At 63.8% G+C, this 17,655-nt stretch carries 17 protein-coding genes; 7 read left to right on the forward strand and 10 right to left on the reverse strand.

All coding sequences use genetic code 11. The features are described from left to right. Nucleotides 1-18 precede the first annotated feature (18 nt). The 3 genes from waaC to rfaD are packed head-to-tail and all read right to left on the reverse strand — an operon-like array spanning nucleotide 19 to nucleotide 2,914. Nucleotides 19-987, reverse strand: a complete 969-nt coding sequence (gene waaC / locus EB231_RS12180; protein ID WP_172349013.1) for a lipopolysaccharide heptosyltransferase I — start codon at nucleotides 985-987, stop codon at nucleotides 19-21. Beyond that, a complete protein-coding gene (gene waaF / locus EB231_RS12185; protein ID WP_172349014.1) occupies nucleotides 984-1,991 on the reverse strand; it encodes a lipopolysaccharide heptosyltransferase II in 1,008 nt (335 codons plus the stop codon). Before waaF ends, waaC begins: the two co-directional genes overlap by 4 nt. Next, nucleotides 1,964-2,914, reverse strand: a complete 951-nt coding sequence (gene rfaD / locus EB231_RS12190) for an ADP-glyceromanno-heptose 6-epimerase (RefSeq protein ID WP_172349015.1) — start codon at nucleotides 2,912-2,914, stop codon at nucleotides 1,964-1,966. Before rfaD ends, waaF begins: the two co-directional genes overlap by 28 nt. 156 nt (nucleotides 2,915-3,070) lie before the next feature. Here rfaD and EB231_RS12195 point away from each other — a divergent pair, with 156 nt between their 5' ends. The 4 genes from EB231_RS12195 (at nucleotide 3,071) to gmhB (ending at nucleotide 6,527) form a co-directional block, all read left to right on the forward strand. Next, nucleotides 3,071-3,703, forward strand: coding sequence for a LysE family translocator (locus tag EB231_RS12195; RefSeq protein WP_172349016.1), 633 nt, complete (start codon nucleotides 3,071-3,073; stop codon nucleotides 3,701-3,703). Nucleotides 3,704-3,813: 110 nt separating this feature from the next. After that, nucleotides 3,814-5,307: a D-glycero-beta-D-manno-heptose-7-phosphate kinase gene (rfaE1, locus tag EB231_RS12200; RefSeq protein WP_172349017.1), complete on the forward strand. Its 1,494-nt coding sequence runs from the start codon at nucleotides 3,814-3,816 to the stop codon at nucleotides 5,305-5,307. Between the two features lie 7 nt (nucleotides 5,308-5,314). Beyond that, the gene (locus tag EB231_RS12205) at nucleotides 5,315-5,887 is read left to right on the forward strand and encodes a D-sedoheptulose-7-phosphate isomerase (protein ID WP_172349018.1); all 573 of its coding nucleotides are present in this window, start codon (nucleotides 5,315-5,317) and stop codon (nucleotides 5,885-5,887) included. Beyond that, entirely contained in the window at nucleotides 5,880-6,527 is a 648-nt protein-coding gene (gene gmhB, locus EB231_RS12210) for a D-glycero-beta-D-manno-heptose 1,7-bisphosphate 7-phosphatase (RefSeq protein WP_172349019.1), read from the forward strand. Before EB231_RS12205 ends, gmhB begins: the two co-directional genes overlap by 8 nt. A 15-nt stretch (nucleotides 6,528-6,542) precedes the next feature. Here the strand turns inward: gmhB and EB231_RS12215 are convergent, their stop codons facing one another. Continuing rightward, nucleotides 6,543-7,337, reverse strand: a complete 795-nt coding sequence (locus tag EB231_RS12215; RefSeq protein ID WP_172349020.1) for a glycosyltransferase family 2 protein — start codon at nucleotides 7,335-7,337, stop codon at nucleotides 6,543-6,545. 247 nt (nucleotides 7,338-7,584) lie between these two features. Further along, nucleotides 7,585-8,064, reverse strand: coding sequence for an Lrp/AsnC family transcriptional regulator (locus tag EB231_RS12220; RefSeq protein WP_019860544.1), 480 nt, complete (start codon nucleotides 8,062-8,064; stop codon nucleotides 7,585-7,587). Nucleotides 8,065-8,318: 254 nt separating this feature from the next. On the opposite strand from EB231_RS12220, the gene trxB reads away from it, so the two are divergent. Then, nucleotides 8,319-9,293 (forward strand): thioredoxin-disulfide reductase, encoded by a 975-nt coding sequence (gene trxB, locus EB231_RS12225; RefSeq protein ID WP_056578751.1) that lies wholly within the window; start codon nucleotides 8,319-8,321, stop codon nucleotides 9,291-9,293. A gap of 90 nt (nucleotides 9,294-9,383) precedes the next feature. Further along, nucleotides 9,384-10,280: a LysR family transcriptional regulator gene (locus tag EB231_RS12230; protein ID WP_027044146.1), complete on the forward strand. Its 897-nt coding sequence runs from the start codon at nucleotides 9,384-9,386 to the stop codon at nucleotides 10,278-10,280. Nucleotides 10,281-10,468: 188 nt separating this feature from the next. Here the strand turns inward: EB231_RS12230 and EB231_RS12235 are convergent, their stop codons facing one another. The 4 genes from EB231_RS12235 to EB231_RS12250 all read right to left on the reverse strand — a co-directional run bounded on the left by EB231_RS12235 (nucleotide 10,469) and on the right by EB231_RS12250 (nucleotide 15,577). After that, nucleotides 10,469-10,966: a methyltransferase family protein gene (locus EB231_RS12235; protein ID WP_172349021.1), complete on the reverse strand. Its 498-nt coding sequence runs from the start codon at nucleotides 10,964-10,966 to the stop codon at nucleotides 10,469-10,471. A gap of 544 nt (nucleotides 10,967-11,510) precedes the next feature. After that, a complete protein-coding gene (locus tag EB231_RS12240; RefSeq protein WP_172349022.1) occupies nucleotides 11,511-11,708 on the reverse strand; it encodes a hypothetical protein in 198 nt (65 codons plus the stop codon). A gap of 87 nt (nucleotides 11,709-11,795) precedes the next feature. Then, nucleotides 11,796-13,847, reverse strand: a complete 2,052-nt coding sequence (locus EB231_RS12245) for an elongation factor G (RefSeq protein ID WP_172349023.1) — start codon at nucleotides 13,845-13,847, stop codon at nucleotides 11,796-11,798. Between the two features lie 197 nt (nucleotides 13,848-14,044). Beyond that, nucleotides 14,045-15,577, reverse strand: a complete 1,533-nt coding sequence (locus tag EB231_RS12250; RefSeq protein ID WP_172349024.1) for a putative bifunctional diguanylate cyclase/phosphodiesterase — start codon at nucleotides 15,575-15,577, stop codon at nucleotides 14,045-14,047. Between the two features lie 248 nt (nucleotides 15,578-15,825). Between EB231_RS12250 and EB231_RS12255 the strand changes: the two genes are divergently transcribed. Next, nucleotides 15,826-16,221 (forward strand): (R)-mandelonitrile lyase, encoded by a 396-nt coding sequence (locus tag EB231_RS12255; protein WP_172349025.1) that lies wholly within the window; start codon nucleotides 15,826-15,828, stop codon nucleotides 16,219-16,221. 69 nt (nucleotides 16,222-16,290) lie between these two features. On the opposite strand, the gene EB231_RS12260 is transcribed toward EB231_RS12255, so the two are convergent. After that, nucleotides 16,291-17,493 carry a pyridoxal phosphate-dependent aminotransferase gene (locus EB231_RS12260; protein ID WP_172349026.1) on the reverse strand — a complete coding sequence of 401 codons (1,203 nt, stop codon included), beginning with the start codon at nucleotides 17,491-17,493 and terminating at the stop codon, nucleotides 16,291-16,293. Nucleotides 17,494-17,655 lie beyond the last annotated feature (162 nt).

Here is a 17,655-nt window from a genome sequence, read left to right on the forward strand (position 1 = left end):
GCGAATTCTGAAAAGGTCCTAGGCCGGCGCTTTGAGATTAAGCAGCCTCTCTGCCTCCGCCACCACCTCCGCCGGCGTTACACGCCCGCCTGCCGCGGCCATCAGTGTCGACGCAAATTGCCCACGCGGGCCTGTCAGCCCCGGCTCCGTCGCCAAAAACACCGCGACCGTCGGCAGGCCGAAGGCGCTAGCCAGATGGGTCAGACCAGTGTCGGCGCCGATCACCAGTGTCGAGCGGCCGAGGATGGCGGCGATGTCAGCCAGCGGTGACCTTGGCACTACCGCCGTGGAAGGTACGGCTTTGCCGATCGCTTCGGCCACGGCCTTTTCACGGTCGTTCGACCAGGTGGTAACCGGAATCATGCCGCGCTCGACCAGCAGGCGGGCCGATCCGATCCAGTCTTCGACGGGCCATTTCTTGTCCTCGCGGCTGGTGCCGTGCAGCAGGAAGGCGGTTTTTCCGATGGCGCCGGCCAGAGTGCCGGGTGGCGGCACGATGCCTGAGTTGAGCGTCGACAGATCGGGCTGATAGCCGAGCGCCAGCCCGAACAGCCGCCTTGTCCGCTCGATGGCGTGTAGCTCACGCGGCACGGTGTAGGTGACGTCATAAAACAGTGTCGCCGAGGGTTCGCGCGCGCTCGACCGGTCGAAGCCGGCGATCGGCGCGCCGGCCTGCCGCGCCACCAGGGCCGATTTCAGCAGGCCCTGCGCGTCGATGACCAGGTCGTAGCGGCATTCGCGCAACGTGCGGCGCAACGCGGCTGCCTCGCGCCATGTGCCGCTACTGAAAAGCGCCTTGCGCCAGCGCCGGATGGCGACCGTGTGAATCCCCGCGATCGCCGGGTGCAGGGCGACAATGCCGGCGAACGCCTCTTCGACGCACCAGTCGAAGGACACGTCCGGCCGGTTCAGGCTGGCATCCTCGACGGCCGGAAAGGTGTGGATGACATCGCCCATCGACGATGTCTTGACGATCAGGACCTTCATGCCGCTGCCGGAAGTTCCAGCAGCCGGTCCGCCGCCGCTGCGACCTGGCCGACTTCCAATGTCTTCAGGCAGTTGAGATGGCCGAGCGGACAGACTTTCTGGTGGCAGGGCGAACAGGAGAGGTGAAGCCAGACCAGCTCGCGCCGCTCCGCCAGTGGTGGCGTATTGTCGGGCGAGGTCGAGCCATAGACGGCGACAATCGGCGTGCCGACGCCGGCCGCGACATGCATCAGCCCGCTGTCGTTGGAGACGGCGAGCCTTGCCGCCGCGATCAGGTCGATGGCGTCCTCCAGCCGCGTCTGGCCGGCGAGGTCGACGGCGCCGGGGGCAAGGGCCGCGATCTCCGCCGTGACGTCGCGGTCGTTCTTCGAACCGAACAGGGCGACCTTCAAGCCCTTGCCCATGAACTCGCGGGCCAGGCCGGCATAGCTTTCGCTTGGCCAACGCTTGGCAGGGCCGAATTCGGCGCCAGGCATCAGGGCTACAAATCCCTGTGGGGTCAGCCCGAAACGGTGGAGCAAGGTGGCCTGGTTACCCGCATCCACGGTCAGATGAGGCGCGCGAAAACCGCCGCCCTTGGCGAGGCTGAAATAGGCCTGCGCGGTGCGCCGTTTCAGAGCCTCCGGCAGCGGCACGACGTCGGTCAGAAGGCCATAGCGCATTTCGCGCAGATGGCCGAAACGGCGCGGGATGCGGGCAAAGAACGGGATCAGCGCCGATTTCCAGCTGCCGGGCAGGATATAGGCCATGTCATAGCGGCCGCGCAGCAGGCGGCCGAAGCGGCGGCGATGGGTGAATTCGAGCGCGCCGGGTTTCAGCGGAAAGTCGATCTGCTGGCGGATCTCAGGCATGCGCTTGACCAGCGGTGCGGCCCAGGCCGGCGCCAGCACGTCGATCGCGGCGTTGGGATGGAGTTCCTTCAGCGCCGAGAACAGGCACTGCGCCATCACCATGTCGCCAACCCAGCGTGGGCCGATCACGAGGATCGTTGGGCTTTCAGCCATTCGACATAGTCTCTGACACCGGTTTCGACTGTCCGGAATTGGCCATTATAACCGGCCGCGCGCAAACGGGACATATCAGCTTGCGTAAAGCTCTGGTAGCTGCCCTTGAGGTGGTCGGGGAAGGGGATGAACTCGATCTCGCCCTTGCCCAGCGTGTCGATGACCGTCTCGGCGATGGCACGGAAAGGCTGGGCGCGGCCGGTTCCGCAATTGAAAATGCCACTCGAACCGCGATTCCAAAGCCACAGATTGACGTCCGCGACATCGCCGACATGGATGAAGTCGCGGCTTTGCTCGCCGGGTCCGAAGCCGTCATAGGCGCCGAACAGTTTCGGGTTCTGGCCTTGCTCGACCTGGTTGAACAGATGGAAGGCAACCGACGCCATCGCGCCCTTGTGCGCCTCGCGCGGTCCGTAGACGTTGAAGTAGCGCAAGCCGGCCACAGGCGAATGATCGGTGTCGAAGACGGTGCGCCTGACATAGTCGTCGAACAGTTTCTTGGAATAGGCATAGACATTGAGCGGCCGCTCAAGCGCAGGTTCCTCGCGAAACTCGGACCCGCCACCGTAGACGGACGCGGAAGAGGCGTAGAGGAAGGGCACGCGCAGCGCGAGACACTCATGCAGCAGCCGCTTCGAGTAGGCGTAGTTCACCTCCATCATGAACTTGCCGTTCCACTCCGTGGTGGTCGAACAGGCACCCTGATGGAAGACGGCCTCGATGCGGCCGAGGCCGCCGGCCTCCAGGCGTGGCAGGAAGTCATCCTTGTCGAGGTAGTCGGCTATGCTGAGATCGGCGAGATTGGCGATCTTGTGGCCGTCGGTGAGATCGTCGACGACGAGGATGTCGTCATGGCCCTCGGCGTTGAGCGCGGCGACGATGTTGGAGCCGATCATGCCGGCGCCGCCCGTGACGATGATCATGAAGGCCTCTGGTTGCTTGCGATTCCGGTCCTTATAAGGGAGGCCAGCCGGGCTGTCGACAAAGCAGGTGCAGGAGGGCAGGCGCGCCACAGTGGCGCCGCAAAGCTTTCGCTTCTGTAGGTTCGATCCGCAGGCCAGGATCATAAGGGACAAAAAATGCCGTCGACCGAATTGCTCATCGCATTTTTCGCCACGACGGCGATCTTCGCCTATATTCCAGGTCCGGCCATGCTTTATGCCGCGGCGCAGACGATGGCGCGTGGGCGCTGGTCGGGCCTGACGGCCGCACTCGGCATCCATCTTGGCGGCTACGTGCATGTCTTTGCCGCCGCCGCCGGCCTGTCGGTGCTGTTCCACGCCGTGCCGCCGCTTTACATGGCGGTCAAGCTGGTCGGCGCGCTCTATCTGATCTGGCTCGGTGTCTCGCTGTTCCGCAAGCGCGTCGAGGGCGACGTGGCACTGCCCGCCATCGAGCGGAAATCAGCGCGCCGTGCTTTTTTCGAAAGCATCACCGTCGAGGTGCTCAATCCGAAAACCGCGATCTTCTTCATGGCGTTCCTGCCACAGTTCATCGACGCCTCGGCGGCCTTCCCGGTGTGGCTGCAATTCGTCGTGCTGGGCACTATCGTCAACCTGATGTTCTCATCGGCCGATATCGTCTGCGTCTTCCTTGCTGGGTTGGTGATCGGCCGGCTGCGGCGTTCGAGCCGGGCGCAGCGGCTGATGCAGCGGGCCGGTGGTGCGGTGCTGGTCGGGCTCGGCGTCCACGTTGCCCTGCAGAAGAGCTGACGGGCATCGCCGTTGCGCCGGCTCGAATTGCGGTATATCGGCAGGCATGAACGGTCGCCAGCCGCCCCCTATATTCCAGAGACGGTTTTTCCCAGCGCGTTGCCAGTGACATGATCAAGCACAATCCGCCTTCACCCGAACCCCTGCACCGCGCCATTGCGCGCTTTGGCGACGTCGCCGTGCTGGTGGTCGGCGACATCATCCTCGACCGCTTCGTCAACGGCGTCATCGAGCGCATTTCCCCGGAAGCGCCGATCCCGGTGCTGCACGGGCGCGGCGAGACCTCGGCGATGGGCGGCGCCGGCAATGTCGTGGCCAACATCATCTCGCTCGGCGCGCGCGCCATTCCGGTTTCGGTGATGGGCACCGACACGGCCGGCGACAGCCTGGTGCGGATGCTTGGCGAGCTTGGCGCCGACACGGCAGGCCTGGCGCAGCAGAGTGGCCGCATGACCTCGTCGAAGAGCCGTTTCAGCGCACTGAACCAGCAGGTGCTGCGCTTCGACGAAGAAGAGATCAAGCCGCTCGGCGAAACGGAGCGGGCCGGGTTGATCCGGCATTTTCGCGCCGCACTCACGGCGGCCGACATCGTCATCCTGTCCGATTACGGCAAGGGCATCCTGCTCGATGGCGTCGCCGCCGAACTGATCGCAATCTGCCGCGAGGCGGGCAAACCGGTGCTGGTCGATCCGAAGGGCAGGGACTATGCGCGCTATGCAGGCGCGACCGCCATCACCCCCAACCGCAAGGAGCTTGGCGAGGCCGTCGGCCATGCGGTGTTCGCCGATGACGAGATCGTCGCGGCGGCCCGTGAGCTGATCTCGGCGCATGGCTTCGACTTTGTCGTCGCCACGCGCAGTGAAAAAGGCATGAGCGTCGTCGGCCCGGATGAGGCGCGCCACATCGCCACCCAGGCGCGCGAAGTGTTCGACGTCTCGGGCGCGGGCGATACGGTGATTGCAACGTTCGCGCTGGCGCTCGCGTCGGGTGCCGATCCCGTCGCGGCGGCCTCGATCGCCAATGCCGCCGGCGGGGTTGTTGTGGGAAAACGCGGCACCGCGCGGCTGACGGTCGAGGAGCTCACCGGCGCGCTGTTCCGCTCGCATGGACCGACCGCCCACAAGGACGCTATCCTAGATGCCGCATCGGCCGCGCGCATGGTGGCGGCCTGGAAGGAAGAGGGCCTGAGCGTCGGCTTCACCAATGGCTGTTTCGACATCCTGCATGCCGGCCATGTCAGCCTCTTGCACGCGGCGCGCAGCCAGTGCGACCGGCTTGTGCTTGGCTTGAACAGCGATGCCTCGGTGCGGCGGCTGAAGGGGCCGGGCCGCCCGGTCAACGACCAGCATGACCGCGCCTGCGTGCTCGCGGCCCTGGCCTCGGTCGATGCGGTCGTGGTGTTCGAGGAGGATACGCCGCTGGCGCTGATCGAGGCGCTTCTGCCCGACATACTGGTCAAGGGCGCGGACTACACGATCGAGACGGTGGTGGGCGCCGATGTGGTGCAGAAGGCCGGCGGACGCGTCGTGCTGGTCGATCTCGTCGCTGGCAAGAGCACCACCGGCACCATCGGAAAACTGCGCGCGGGCGGCAGCACCAACTGAGGGTTTCATGTCTGAACTGAATGACTATCTGGTCCGCTCGGCGGCCGCGATCACGGCGATGGTCGAGCGTGACCTGACCGGCGAGATGGAGCGCGCGGCGAGCGCCGTGGTGACGGCGCTTTCGTCGGGCAAGGCCTTCCTGATCGCCGGCAATGGCGGTTCGGCCAGCGATGCCATCCACATAGCCGGTGAACTCGTCGGCCGTTTCCTCAAGGAGCGCAAGGCCTACAATGTCATAGCACTGCCGGCCAACGCGGCGGTGCTGACCGCATGGGGCAATGATTACGGCTTCGACACGGTGTTTTCGCGCCAGGTCGAGGCGCATGGCTCGGCCGGTGGCGTGCTTCTGGCGATCTCGACCAGCGGCAATTCGCCGAGCATTCTCGCCGCCGCCGAACAGGCGCGGATGATGGGCATGACTGTGATCGGCCTGACCGGCGATACCGGCGGCAAGCTCAAGCCGCTGTGCGATATACTGCTCAACGTGCCCTCGACCTCGACGCCGATCATCCAGCAGGGACATCTGTGCCTTTACCACCATCTGTGCGAGGTGGTCGAAACGCGCCTGCACAATGGCTGACGGGGTATCGCACCCGCTGGTCGAGCCGGGGGTGTGGATCGAGCGGATCGGCGACCGGGTTTTTCCGCAGCACGTGCCGGCGCTGTTCCTTGACCGCGATGGCACCATCAACATCGATACCGACTATCCCAGCGATCCGGCCGAGATCGAGCTCAGGCCGCAGATGCTGCCGGCGATCGCAGCCGCGAACGAGGCCAGGATTCCGGTTGTCGTCGTCACCAACCAGTCCGGCATAGCGCGCGGCTATTTCGGCTGGAGCGTCTTCGCCGCGGTGAACGGCCGCGTTCTCGATCTGCTGCACGATCAGGGCGTGTTCGTCGACATGGTGCTTGCCTGCGCCTACCACGAGGCGGGTTTCGGGCCACTGGGCGTATCGGATCATCCGATGCGCAAGCCCAATCCGGGCATGCTGATCGAGGCTGCCAAGCGCCTCGGCATTGATCTTGGGCGCTCGCTGATCGTCGGAGACAAACTGGCCGACATGCAGGCAGGCCGGCGCGCCGGCCTGCCGCAGGGCTGGCTGGTTGACGGCGAGGCGGCGGCTCAGGCCGGTTTCGCAGTCAGGCCCCTGCGGGATGCCAGCGACCTCGGTGGTCTGCTCGCCACCATCGAAATGCTCGGCCGGGACGACAGGTCCTGAGCCAGGACATACAGCTCATACAGGATCGTTGCGTTCGGAGGCTTCGTAAAGTTTGGCTTCGGTGGCGAAGGAATAGATCATCACCGACATCGAGTAGACGAAACCGTGCCGACCGCACAGGAAGTAGCGCTTGGCCAGGTAGAATTTCAGGAAGTTGCCGAACGGCGACAGCACCAGCCGCACCAGGCCGGGCTTCTTGCCCTTCTCGACCAGCGTGACGGCCTTGAGGCCGGAATAGGCGTTGGCGCGGGCAAGATCCTCCTCGACCGATATTTCACGGCGATGCAGCAGGACGCCCTCTTCGATCGTGCCGGTCTCGCCCGGAACGTGGAAGGCTTCGTGCACCCGCGCGGTGAGATCCATGGTGGCGCCTTCCCGGCGAAAAAGCCGCATCAGCCTGTTGTGCAGCACCCAGCGGTGCGCGTAGCCGTAGCCCTTCAGCCAATCGCGGCGGCGGATGTACCAGCCGCTGATCTTGTTGTCGGCCGCCTGCGTGATGGCCACGATCGACTGTCGTAGCTGGTCATCGACGCGCTCGTCCGGGTCGATAGAAAGACACCAGGGCTGTGTGGCATGGTCGAGCGAGAATTGCCGCTGACGGGGAAAGCCCGGCCAGTCATTGTGCAGCAGCTTTATCGGGTAGCCCTTGGCGATATAGCCTTTCACGCATTCGACGGTGCCGTCGGTCGAGCCGGAATCGACGATGATGATCTCGGCGCAGAAATCGATGCTTTCCAGGCACGGGCCGATCATGTCGGCCTCGTCCACGCAGATGATAAGCGCCGAGACCGGGCTTGCAAATCGAGTCATGGTCCCCTTCCCATGGCGGGCCGTCCCCGGAGCAAACGCTGCTTGTGCCATCTGTTCTTACGCAATGCCGGGCAGAAAACCGTTACACATTTTTCCAGCAATTGCTTGAGAAACCAATCAGGCGGTCAGTTCAGCGACGAAGTCCGGCAGAGCCGTCCAGCCTTGTACATCAGCCTCTGTCGAATACCAACGCGGCACCGGTGTGACGGAGACCAGGAATTCGCAGGCGCGCAGGCGGTCGTCCGGTTCAGGGGCGCTCGAAGGAGACCAGGCCTTCATCCTTGACACGGCGGATGGTGAGCGCGGTGCGCACCGTGTCGACATTCGGCGTCGAGGTCAGTTCCTCGATGACAAAGGTCTGGAAGGCACCGAGGTCGCTTGCCACGCAGTGCAGCAGGAAATCGGATTCGCCCGAGACCATCCAGGCATCGCGCACGATCGGCCAGCCGCGCGTGCGCTCGGCGAAGGTGCGCAGCTCGGCATCGGCCTGATGATGCAGGCCGACCAGGCAGAAGGCCACGACATCGAGGCCGAGCGCCGGGGCGTTGAGCAGCGCGCGGTAGCCGCGGATGATGCCGGCTTCCTCCAGCCGCTTGACCCGGCGCAGGCAGGGCGGGGCAGAAATGCCAACGCGGTTCGACAACTCGACATTGGTCATGCGTCCGTCGGCCTGCAATTCGCGCAGGATCTTCCAGTCGATGGCGTCGAGGTCGGCTTTCAGGGGCATGGTTGTCTGTGCTCGGCGCAAGAATCTTTCGCGATTTTGTAATTAAACGACTTTTGTGTTGGCGCCAGCCCTCATCAACGCGATTTTTGAACCGTAACGAAAGCGGCGATCATGCGAATAACCGCTTGGGCCGAAGCTTTCCGGGGACGACGGCCCGTTCGTCTTGCTGGCGTGGTTGGCAACCCTTACATTAAGCGCGAATTCCACGTCTTTCTCCAAGGCACATCCGATTGTCTGCCCCGCTGAGGCTTTAAATGACCACCAAGCACGCGCCTGTTCTCATCATCGGTTCCGGCCCTGCCGGCTATACCGCCGCGGTCTACGCCGCGCGCGCCATGCTGAAGCCGATGCTCGTCGCCGGCCTGCAGCAGGGCGGCCAGCTGATGATCACCACCGATGTCGAGAACTATCCCGGTTTCGCCGATCCGATCCAGGGCCCGTGGCTGATGGAACAGATGCTCAAGCAGGCCGAGCATGTCGGCACCGACATCATCAACGACATCATCACCGAGGTCGACCTCAACGTGCGGCCGTTCCGCGCCAAGGGCGATTCCGGCACGACTTACACGGCCGACGCGCTGATCATCGCCACCGGCGCGCAGGCCAAGTGGCTGGGCATTCCGACCGAACAGGATTTCATGGGCTTCGGCGTTTCGGCCTGTGCCACCTGCGACGGCTTCTTCTATCGCGGCAAGGATGTCGCGGTGGTCGGTGGCGGCAATTCGGCGGTGGAGGAAGCGCTCTATCTGTCGAACCTCGCCAAGAGCGTGACCGTCATCCACCGGCGCAGCGACTTCCGCGCCGAGCGCATCCTGCGCGAGCGGCTGCTGCAGAAGGAGAATGTCCGCGTCATCTGGGACACGATCGTCGACGAGATCACCGGCCGCCCCGGCAAGGCGCCGCTGCCGCCTTCAGTCGAGGGACTGAAGCTCAAGCATGCGGTGACCGGCGCCGAAAGCCACCTCAAGGTGGACGGCGTGTTCGTGGCGATCGGCCACGCACCGGCCGTCGAACTGTTCGTCGGCAAGCTGAAGCAGAAGCCTAACGGCTACCTCTGGACGGCGCCGGATTCGACCCGCACCGACGTGCCCGGCGTGTTCGCCGCCGGCGACGTAACCGACGATGTCTATCGCCAGGCGGTGACGGCGGCGGGGCTTGGCTGCATGGCCGCGCTCGAGGCGGAAAAGTATCTGGCCGGCATCGAGGTGCATCGCGAAGCAGCGGAATAGGGCCGCTGTCAGATTGTTAAAAAAACGGCTTAGAGACGCCGTGTAAAAGCCTGATTTTTCATTCAGACGCCAAACAGAACGAGGGGAATCATGGCGTTGGACTGGGACAAGCTACGCGTGTTTCACGCTGCGGCGGAAGCGGGGTCGTTTACGCACGCTGCTGAGACATTGCACCTGTCGCAATCGGCGATATCGCGGCAGGTCAGTGCACTCGAGCATGATGTCGGCGTGCCGCTGTTCAATCGCCATGCGCGCGGTCTGGTGCTGACCGAGCAGGGCGAGATGCTGTTCCGCACGGCGCATGACGTGCTGATGAAGCTCGAGACCATCAAGTCGCGCCTGACCGAGACCAAGGATCGGCCCTCCGGTGTGCTCCGCGTGACGACGACCGTCGGCCTCGGCGCGGGCTGGCTGACCGAGCGGGTGCAGGAATTCATCGAGCTCTATCCCGAAATCAGCCTGCAACTGATCCTCGCCAACGAGGAACTCGACCTCACCATGCGCCAGGCCGACTGCGCCATCCGGCTGCGCCAGCCGCAGCAGCCGGACCTGATCCAGCGCCGCCTGTTCACCGTGCATTTCCACTTGTACGCGGCGCCGTCCTATGTCGCCAAGCATGGCAAGCCGGCCTCGGTCGCCGAGCTCAGAAACCATCGCATCGTCACCTTCGGCCTGCCGGTGCCGTCGCATCTGTCGGAGTTGAACTGGCTGGAGACGGTCGGCGATTTCGAGGGCGGCCAGCGCGTGCCGTCGCTGCAGATCAACGACATATTGTCGATCAAGCGCGCCGTCCAGGGCGGCGCCGGCATCGCCATGTTGCCGGACTATGTGATCAGCAAGGACTCCGGCCTGGTGCAGTTGCTGCCGGAAACCGAGGTGCCGTCCTTCGACACCTATTTCGCCTATCCCGATGCGATGAAGAACCAGGCCAAGCTGCACGTGTTCCGCGACTTCATCATTGCCAAGGCCAGAAGCTGGTCCTTCTGAGGGCATGTCGATATCCAGGTGAGGCCGGCCTGCGAATGGCAGCCTCCTGCGCTTCCCCGTTCTGCTGCGTCGCAGTGGAACGTGCTCACGTACTTTAATACGCGCTGCTCCGGTTCTCGGAAGCCACCATTCTCGACCCGGCCTGACCTGGACCTCGAGATGCCCTGGGCGGCGCTCCTCACTGCTCGTCAACCCCGCCAGGGTGTCGCGCGCGGCAGCCAGCCAGGGACGTTGCGGCGATAGGTTTCATAGTCGGCGCCGTAGCGGCTTGCGAGCGTCGGCTCCTCGTAGAACCTGACGAAGGAACCCATGGCAATACCGCCGATGACGGCATAGGCGAGAAGCGTCCAACTCGAGAACAGCAATGCCTGGCCAAGGATGATCGACAGCACGGCGACATACATGGGATTGCGGACATGGCGATAGACGCCGCCGATCACCAGCTTCTCGGTCGGCGCGATTGGGGCCGGGGTGCCCAACCCCTCGAGCGCGAAGCGGGCGAAGGCATGCAGCAGCACGGCGGCTGCGGCGACGATGAGGATGCCGCCGGCAAGAACAAAGCCCGGTACGGTGGACCACGGCAAGCCCCAGCGGTCGCTGAGCAGCCAGGGGACAAGTCCGGCAACCACACCTGGCGCCGCAATCAGGAAAACGCTGCTTCCGGCAATGGCTGAAAAAGGACGCATTGGCTGCTTCCCGCCTGGTTGCCTCAGAATTGAACGGCCAGTGCCTGATTCCAGGTCATCAGGAGTTTTCGGCTTTTTGGAGCAAAATCGGCCTGGATTAACACTTTTCACAACGAGAAATGGCCCGCAGCGTGCTCCGTTTTGGTGATTCTGCTGGTCCTATTGGATTTCGGAATGGGTTAGACCACAGCCTGCGTCTTTTTGCATGCGTGTGTTGCAAAATAGATGCTTGTTTCTTGGGCATGATGAGCAGATATATAGATCATCTCCTGGGCGCGTTCTCCTCCCATTAGCGCCCTCGAGTGTTCCCCTCTGGAGGTTAGCCTTAACAGGCACTTCCAATCAAACTCAGCCGGATCTTCGTTGATCCGGCTTTTTTGTTGCCCGGGCCTTGCCGGAGCGACCGGGGAATTCACCAGAATTGCCGCGTAACAGTGTCATGTAACCTCTGGTAACATGACAACGATGCCTTCCGATGCTATGTAGACGCTAGGACGCGGTGTGGTGGGACGAGGGATGGGGGCATCACTCGTACGGCCCGGGCTCAGGCGGCTACCGCGTCCGAACCTTTTCCGCCGAACCCGGCGACGGCATATGCGGCGGACCTGCCGTTTCTCCTCCCAAGAAAACGGTCCGCAAACAAAACGGCGTCCGGCCCCCCGGGCGTCGTTTTTGGTTTATGCATGTCACCGTCGAGGCCGCGGCTCACATCCGGGTGGCATGCTTCGATCCCGCTGGTCATGAACTTCCCCAACGTTGACGTCGCCCCTCACGGTCCTGCCAGCCACGTCTCGCCTTAAACCGCGAGACGTGGCTGATCGCGGCGAAATCAGGCGGCCTTGCCGTTGGTGTTCATCGCTTCGTCGGCGAGACGGCCGGTGAGTTCGGCCATGTGGTCGAAGGCGGCGCGATAGCTGGCGACGCCCGCCGTTGCCGAGCGCAGTTCGATGATCAGGTCGCCGATCTCGGCTTGCGGCATGGTCGCCTCGACGACATCCCATCCCGGCCAGCCGGGCCGGGCGTCATAGCCGAGGATCTGGCCCCGCCGCTGCGGGATGAGTGCGATGATCTTCGAGGTTGCGTCCGACGGCGTGACGATCTCGACTTTCATCACCGGCTCCAGAAGCACCGGTGAGCAGGCGGCCATGCCTTCCTTCATGGCGAGCTTCGCCGCCATCTGGAAGGCCATGTCGGAGGAATCGACCGCATGATAGGAGCCGTCCGACAGGTTGACGGCGACGTCGACCACGGGGAAGCCGAGCGGGCCGGTTTTCAGGTAATCGCGTATGCCTGTTTCGACCGACTGGATGTAGGTCTTGGGTACCACGCCGCCGGTGATGGTGTCGGTGAACTGGAAGCCGGAGCCGCGCGGCAACGGCTTGATCTCGATCACCACGTCGCCGAACTGGCCATGGCCGCCCGACTGCTTCTTGTGGCGGCCACGCTGCTGCGCCGATTTGCGGATCGTCTCGCGATAGGGCACGGCCGGGGCATGGCCTTCGACCGGGATCTGGTTCTTGCCCTCCAGCCGCTCGCGCACGACGCGCAGATGCATCTCGCCATGGCCAGACAGCACTGTCTCGGCTGAGTCCTGGTTGTGGCGCAGGCTGAGCGAGGGGTCTTCCTCCGCCAGCCGCTGGATGGCGGCCGACATCTTGACCTCGTCCTTGCGCTCCTTCGGCCGCAGCGCGAAAGCGAATACTGGCTGCGGTGGCTCGAATGCGAACAGCTGTTTGGTGCCGCCCTTGGCCGAGGTCAGCGTCTGGCCGGTCTTGACCTCGTCCAGCTTGCCGAGCGCCACGGTGTCGCCAGCCTTGGCGGCGGTGAGCTTGAACTGGTCCTTGCCGAGCATCTTGTAGATGCCGGAAACCTTCGCCGTCTCACCGCCGGGCAGCCAGAGTTCGGAGCCGTCGGCTACCTGGCCGGACAGGATGCGCGACACCGACAACTTGCCGCCATGCGGTGTGTGGATCGTCTTCATCACCTGGACCAGGGTGGCGCCGTTGTCGGGGGCGCCAAGCCGCTTGCGGGTCGCCTCGATGTCGGGTGCGTCGTGGCGGATCGTCTTCAAGAGGCGCAGCACGCCATTGCCCTTCTCGGCGGTGCCGATCAGCACCGGCGTCACCACGCCATTACGCAGATCGGCGGCAAGGTCGTCGAAGATCGCGTCCTTCGGCGGCTCGATCTCCTCGAGCAGCTGTTCCATCAGCTGGTCGTCATGGTCGGCCAGGGTTTCCAGCATGGAGAACCGTGCTTCCAGTTCGCGCGCCTTGTCGTCGCCCGGTATCTGGGCCACTTCGCTTTCGGCGTACTCGCGGTAGATGTAGGCACGCTCCAGCGCCAGATCGATCGAACCGATGACGACGCCGTCCTTGCGAAGTGGAATCTGGCGCAGCAGGAGCGGCACCGAGCTTGCCGGCTGCAGCATCTTCAGCGTGTCGCGCACGCCTGCTATCGCCTTGTCGACCTTGTTGAGGAACAGGATGCGCGGCACGCCGAGATCGTCGAGCTTGCGCATGATGAGCTGCAGGGCAGGAATCTTCTTTTCGTCGGCCTCGGCCACGACCACCGCGAGGTCGCAGGCGGCCAGCACCGGCTCGGCCTCGAAGGAGAATTCGATCGAGCCGGGACAATCAACGAAGGTGATCTGCTCGCCCATGAAATCGGTGGTGGCGACGGTCGCCTCGACGCTCATGGCGTGGGCGCGTGCTTCCGGCGAATGATCTGAGACAGTGCTGCCCGAGGAAACCGGGTTCTGGCGGGGAATGGCGCCCGTACGGGCCAATATGGCTTCGAGAAGTGTCGTCTTACCGCTTGCAAAGGGACCGACTATGGCAATGCATTTCGGTCCCGTGCGTCGTCCTCCGGCGCGAGTACCCATGGCTGACCTCCACTCAGGCGTTTCCCTAGGGACCGACTGGCATGCATGGTTCAGGCGTGGTCAATCGGTCCTGAGCGGCGGCCGGCCTGTTCGACCGTCGCGGGCGGGGTTCTTTTCTTGTCGCCACCTGCCCTGACGCATCGTCCCACTTGTTTGCCGGCAGGGCAAGGAAAATAGAAATCGGGCCGCACGGCCCCTCAGGCGCTCAGTGCCATGGGTTCGGCATCATCGATGGCGCGCAAGGATCCCACCTTGTCGCGCGGCGCCGGCCTGCCGAAGAAATAGCCTTGGAAGCGATTGCAGCCGGCGGCCTTGGCCAGCGTGAACTCTTCTTGTGTCTCGACACCCTCCGCCACGATGGTGACGTCCTGGATGCGCGCGATCTGCGCCAGCGCCGAAACGAAGATCTGTGCCACCTGGTCATGGGCAAGACTGCGGATGTAGGAGCGATCGATCTTGATGCTGTCGATGGGCAAGGTCTTCAGATAGTTGAAGCCGCAATGGCCGGTTCCGAAATCGTCGAGCGCGATGTGAAAGCCGAGGCCCCGCAACGCTTCGAGGCGCCGCAGGATCTCCGGCGTGGCGGCGGTTGCCACCGTCTCGGTGATCTCGATGATGAATTGTGCCGCCGAACGGCCGGTTTCCTTCAGCACGCGGTCGCACATGGTGACGATCTCGTCGCGCTTCAGCTGCTCGCCAGAGACATTGATCGAGATGCGGCGCCCGGAGAAATGGCCGATATCGGCGCAAGCCCGCTTGAACACCCATTCGCCGACCATGTCGATCAGGGTCGAGCGCTCGGCGATCGGGATGAACTCAGCCGGGGAGATCAGGCCGCGAATCGGATGGCGCCAGCGGATCAGTCCCTCGAAAGCATAGGTGGACCTGTCCGGGTTGACGATCGGCTGGTAGTGCAGCTCGAGTTCGCCGAGATAGACCGCGGCGCGCAATTCCCGCTCGACCAGGCGGCGGTAGCGCTTGTCGGACAGCATCTCCTCGTCGAACACGGTGACGCGGCCACGGCCCGCCGCCTTGCTCTCATAGAGCGCCAGGTCGGCAACCAGCATCAGTTCCGTTGTGTTCGAGGCGTGGGCCGGCGCCAGTGCCACGCCAATCGAGATGGAGAGCGGAATGGTCTTGCCTTCGTGCGATTTGCCGGCCCGCATGGCATCCAGCAATTGCCTGATATCCTTGTTGATGGCGGTGAGATCGCCGTGCGGGATGATGACGCCGAATTCGTCGCCGCCGAGCCGGCCGACCATGCCGCCGGCAAAGATGCGCTCGGTGGTCTTGACGAGATGCGCCAGGGTGCGGTCGCCGAACTGATGACCGAACGTGTCGTTGAGCTGCTTGAAATGGTCGAGGTCGATCAGCAGCAAGGCCGCATCGCGCCGGTCGCGCATAGTGCCCAAGCTGTTGCCCAGCGCTTCCAGGAAATAGCGGCGGGTCATCGCCCCGGTCATCGCGTCCCTGGTCAGGAAATGATGCTTTTCCGCCTCGGCGGCGGCGGCGGATCTCAGGCTATGAACGACGCTGCTGCGCATGTACATCAGCGCCAGCAGGGCGAGCCCCGTGGCGAGGATCGAGACCGCGTAGGCGCTGTTGGAGGGCAGGTTTTCCGACATCTCGACGGTGCCAAGCAACGCGGCGCCGATGCTGATCAAAAGCAGGGCCTGGATGGCACGGTAGATCCGGCCGCTATGGTCCTTGATCGTCGCCAGTATGCTCATCTCATCGCCCCTGCAATGCAGGCTCACGGCTAGTGCGCAGCTGTTAAGAAGACATTGAATTCGCCCTTGTTTCGCCTTGTTGCGCCATGCGGGGAAGGTTCATGGTTAAGGAGAGAAAACCGCGTCCGCGCGACGGCGGGCCAAACGGCCGGTTGCGCCTTGGGTGATATCGGCCGAGAATGCGTTTTGCCCCGATGAGCCGCGGCGTTTGCCGTGGCTCGCTTCACCACCAGTTTCAGGATCAGACGATGAAGATCATTGCTTGCGGCAGCGTGCCGACCATCATAGCGCCGGACAAATACTTCACCGGCCGGGTTCTGCAGACGCCGATCATCGAGACGGAGGCTCCGGCGCGGCTGAGGGCGACGCTGGTGAGCTTCGAGCCGGGCGCGCGCACCCACTGGCACACGCATCCGTTGGGCCAGACGCTCTACGTCACCTCTGGCGCCGGCCTTGCCCAGACATGGGGTGGCCCGATGCAGGAGATCAGGGCTGGCGACACCATCTGGTTCGCCCCCGGTGAGAAGCACTGGCATGGTGCGGCGCCGAAATCGGCGATGACGCATATCGCCATGCAGGAGGCGCTTGACGGTGTCCATGCCGACTGGCTGGAGGCGGTGACGTCAGCGCAATATGGCGGCTGAGTGCCGAGCCGAGCTCATGAAAAACCCGGCGTTGAGCCGGGTTTCTCATTTCCAGTATGGCGTATCTGATCAGGTCAGTGACGCGGTGAACCGCTGGATGCGCGTGCAGGCTTCCTCCAGCAGCGTGTCCGAGGTGGCGTAGGAGATGCGGAAGTTGGGTCCGAGGCCGAAGGCCGAGCCGAACACCACCGCCACACCTTCCGCCTCGAGCAATTCCGAGCAGAAGGCTTCATCGGTGTCGATCACCTTGCCGGCCTTGGTCTTCTTGCCGATGAGCTGGGCGCAGGACGGATAGACATAGAAGGCGCCTTCCGGCGACGGGCACGTGATGCCGCGCGCCTGGTTGAGCATCGACACGACCAGATCGCGCCGGCCCTGGAAGATCGCCTTGTTCCTGGCGATGAAGTCCTGCGGGCCGTTGAGCGCCTCGACCGAAGCCCATTGCGCGATGGTGCAGGCGCCCGACGTTTGCTGGCCCTGGATCATGTCCATCGCCTTGATCAACTGAACGGGACCAGCCGCATAGCCGATGCGCCAGCCGGTCATTGCATAGGCTTTCGACACGCCGTTCATGGTCAGCGTACGTTCGTAGAGCTTCGGTTCGACCTCGGCGATGGTCTTGAAGACGAAGTCGCCATAGGTCAGGTGCTCGTACATGTCGTCGGTCAGCGTCCAGACATGCGGATGCCTGAGCAACACATCGGCCAGCGCGCGCAGTTCGGCCTCGGTGTAGGCCGCGCCCGACGGGTTGGACGGCGAGTTCATCAGCAGCCATTTGGTCTTCGGCGTGATCGCCTTCTCCAGCACCTCGGCCGTCAATTTGAAACCGTTGTCGATCGAAGTGTCGGCGAACACCGACGTACCGCCGCAGATCGCCACCATTTCAGGGTAGCTGACCCAGTAGGGGCGGGGGATGATGACCTCGTCGCCGGGGTTCAGCGTCGCCATGAAAGCGTTGAACAGGATCTGCTTGCCGCCGGTGCCGACAATGGTCTGCTCGGGCTTGTAATCGAGATTGTTCTCGCGCTTGAATTTCTTCGCGATCGCTTCGCGCAGCGGCACGATGCCAGACACGGGCGGGTACTTGGTCTCGCCGCGGCGGATCGCCTCGATCGCCGCGTTCTTGATGTTGTCGGGCGTGTCGAAATCCGGTTCGCCGGCGCCGAGGCCGATAATGTCACGGCCGGCATTTTTCAGCTCGCGCGCTTTCTGCGTCACCGCGATGGTGGCGGAAGGCTTTACGCGGGAAAGGGTGTCGGCAAGAAAGGCCATGACCTTTTATCTCTCCTGGGAAGATCGGCGCGGCCAGGAGCGGCCGCGGCGCTTCTCATGTCGCATCATCCCCGCCAGTGCAAGCCTTCTCGGCTGGGCCAGATGGGACGGCGCGGTCAATGAGGCGTGATCGGCAACACTAAATTCATTAACGGGCGGTAG

This window comes from Mesorhizobium sp. NZP2298 (assembly GCF_013170825.1).
Lineage (GTDB): Bacteria > Pseudomonadota > Alphaproteobacteria > Rhizobiales > Rhizobiaceae > Mesorhizobium.

What these genes read in the sequence shown, in the direction of transcription:
- EB231_RS12235 (WP_172349021.1), bottom strand. Translation starts at nt 10,966, where the DNA reads ATGCGTCCTTTTTCAGCCATTGCCGGAAGCAGCGTTTTCCTGATTGCG.
- EB231_RS12205 (WP_172349018.1), top strand. Translation starts at nt 5,315, where the DNA reads ATGTCTGAACTGAATGACTATCTGGTCCGCTCGGCGGCCGCGATCACG.
- gmhB (WP_172349019.1), top strand. Translation starts at nt 5,880, where the DNA reads ATGGCTGACGGGGTATCGCACCCGCTGGTCGAGCCGGGGGTGTGGATC.
- EB231_RS12260 (WP_172349026.1), bottom strand. Translation starts at nt 17,493, where the DNA reads ATGGCCTTTCTTGCCGACACCCTTTCCCGCGTAAAGCCTTCCGCCACC.
- rfaD (WP_172349015.1), bottom strand. Translation starts at nt 2,914, where the DNA reads ATGATCATCGTCACGGGCGGCGCCGGCATGATCGGCTCCAACATCGTC.
- rfaE1 (WP_172349017.1), top strand. Translation starts at nt 3,814, where the DNA reads ATGATCAAGCACAATCCGCCTTCACCCGAACCCCTGCACCGCGCCATT.
- EB231_RS12240 (WP_172349022.1), bottom strand. Translation starts at nt 11,708, where the DNA reads ATGACCAGCGGGATCGAAGCATGCCACCCGGATGTGAGCCGCGGCCTC.
- waaC (WP_172349013.1), bottom strand. Translation starts at nt 987, where the DNA reads ATGAAGGTCCTGATCGTCAAGACATCGTCGATGGGCGATGTCATCCAC.
- EB231_RS12250 (WP_172349024.1), bottom strand. Translation starts at nt 15,577, where the DNA reads ATGAGCATACTGGCGACGATCAAGGACCATAGCGGCCGGATCTACCGT.
- EB231_RS12245 (WP_172349023.1), bottom strand. Translation starts at nt 13,847, where the DNA reads ATGGGTACTCGCGCCGGAGGACGACGCACGGGACCGAAATGCATTGCC.
- waaF (WP_172349014.1), bottom strand. Translation starts at nt 1,991, where the DNA reads ATGGCTGAAAGCCCAACGATCCTCGTGATCGGCCCACGCTGGGTTGGC.
- EB231_RS12215 (WP_172349020.1), bottom strand. Translation starts at nt 7,337, where the DNA reads ATGACTCGATTTGCAAGCCCGGTCTCGGCGCTTATCATCTGCGTGGAC.
- trxB (WP_056578751.1), top strand. Translation starts at nt 8,319, where the DNA reads ATGACCACCAAGCACGCGCCTGTTCTCATCATCGGTTCCGGCCCTGCC.
- EB231_RS12255 (WP_172349025.1), top strand. Translation starts at nt 15,826, where the DNA reads ATGAAGATCATTGCTTGCGGCAGCGTGCCGACCATCATAGCGCCGGAC.
- EB231_RS12230 (WP_027044146.1), top strand. Translation starts at nt 9,384, where the DNA reads ATGGCGTTGGACTGGGACAAGCTACGCGTGTTTCACGCTGCGGCGGAA.
- EB231_RS12220 (WP_019860544.1), bottom strand. Translation starts at nt 8,064, where the DNA reads ATGCCCCTGAAAGCCGACCTCGACGCCATCGACTGGAAGATCCTGCGC.
- EB231_RS12195 (WP_172349016.1), top strand. Translation starts at nt 3,071, where the DNA reads ATGCCGTCGACCGAATTGCTCATCGCATTTTTCGCCACGACGGCGATC.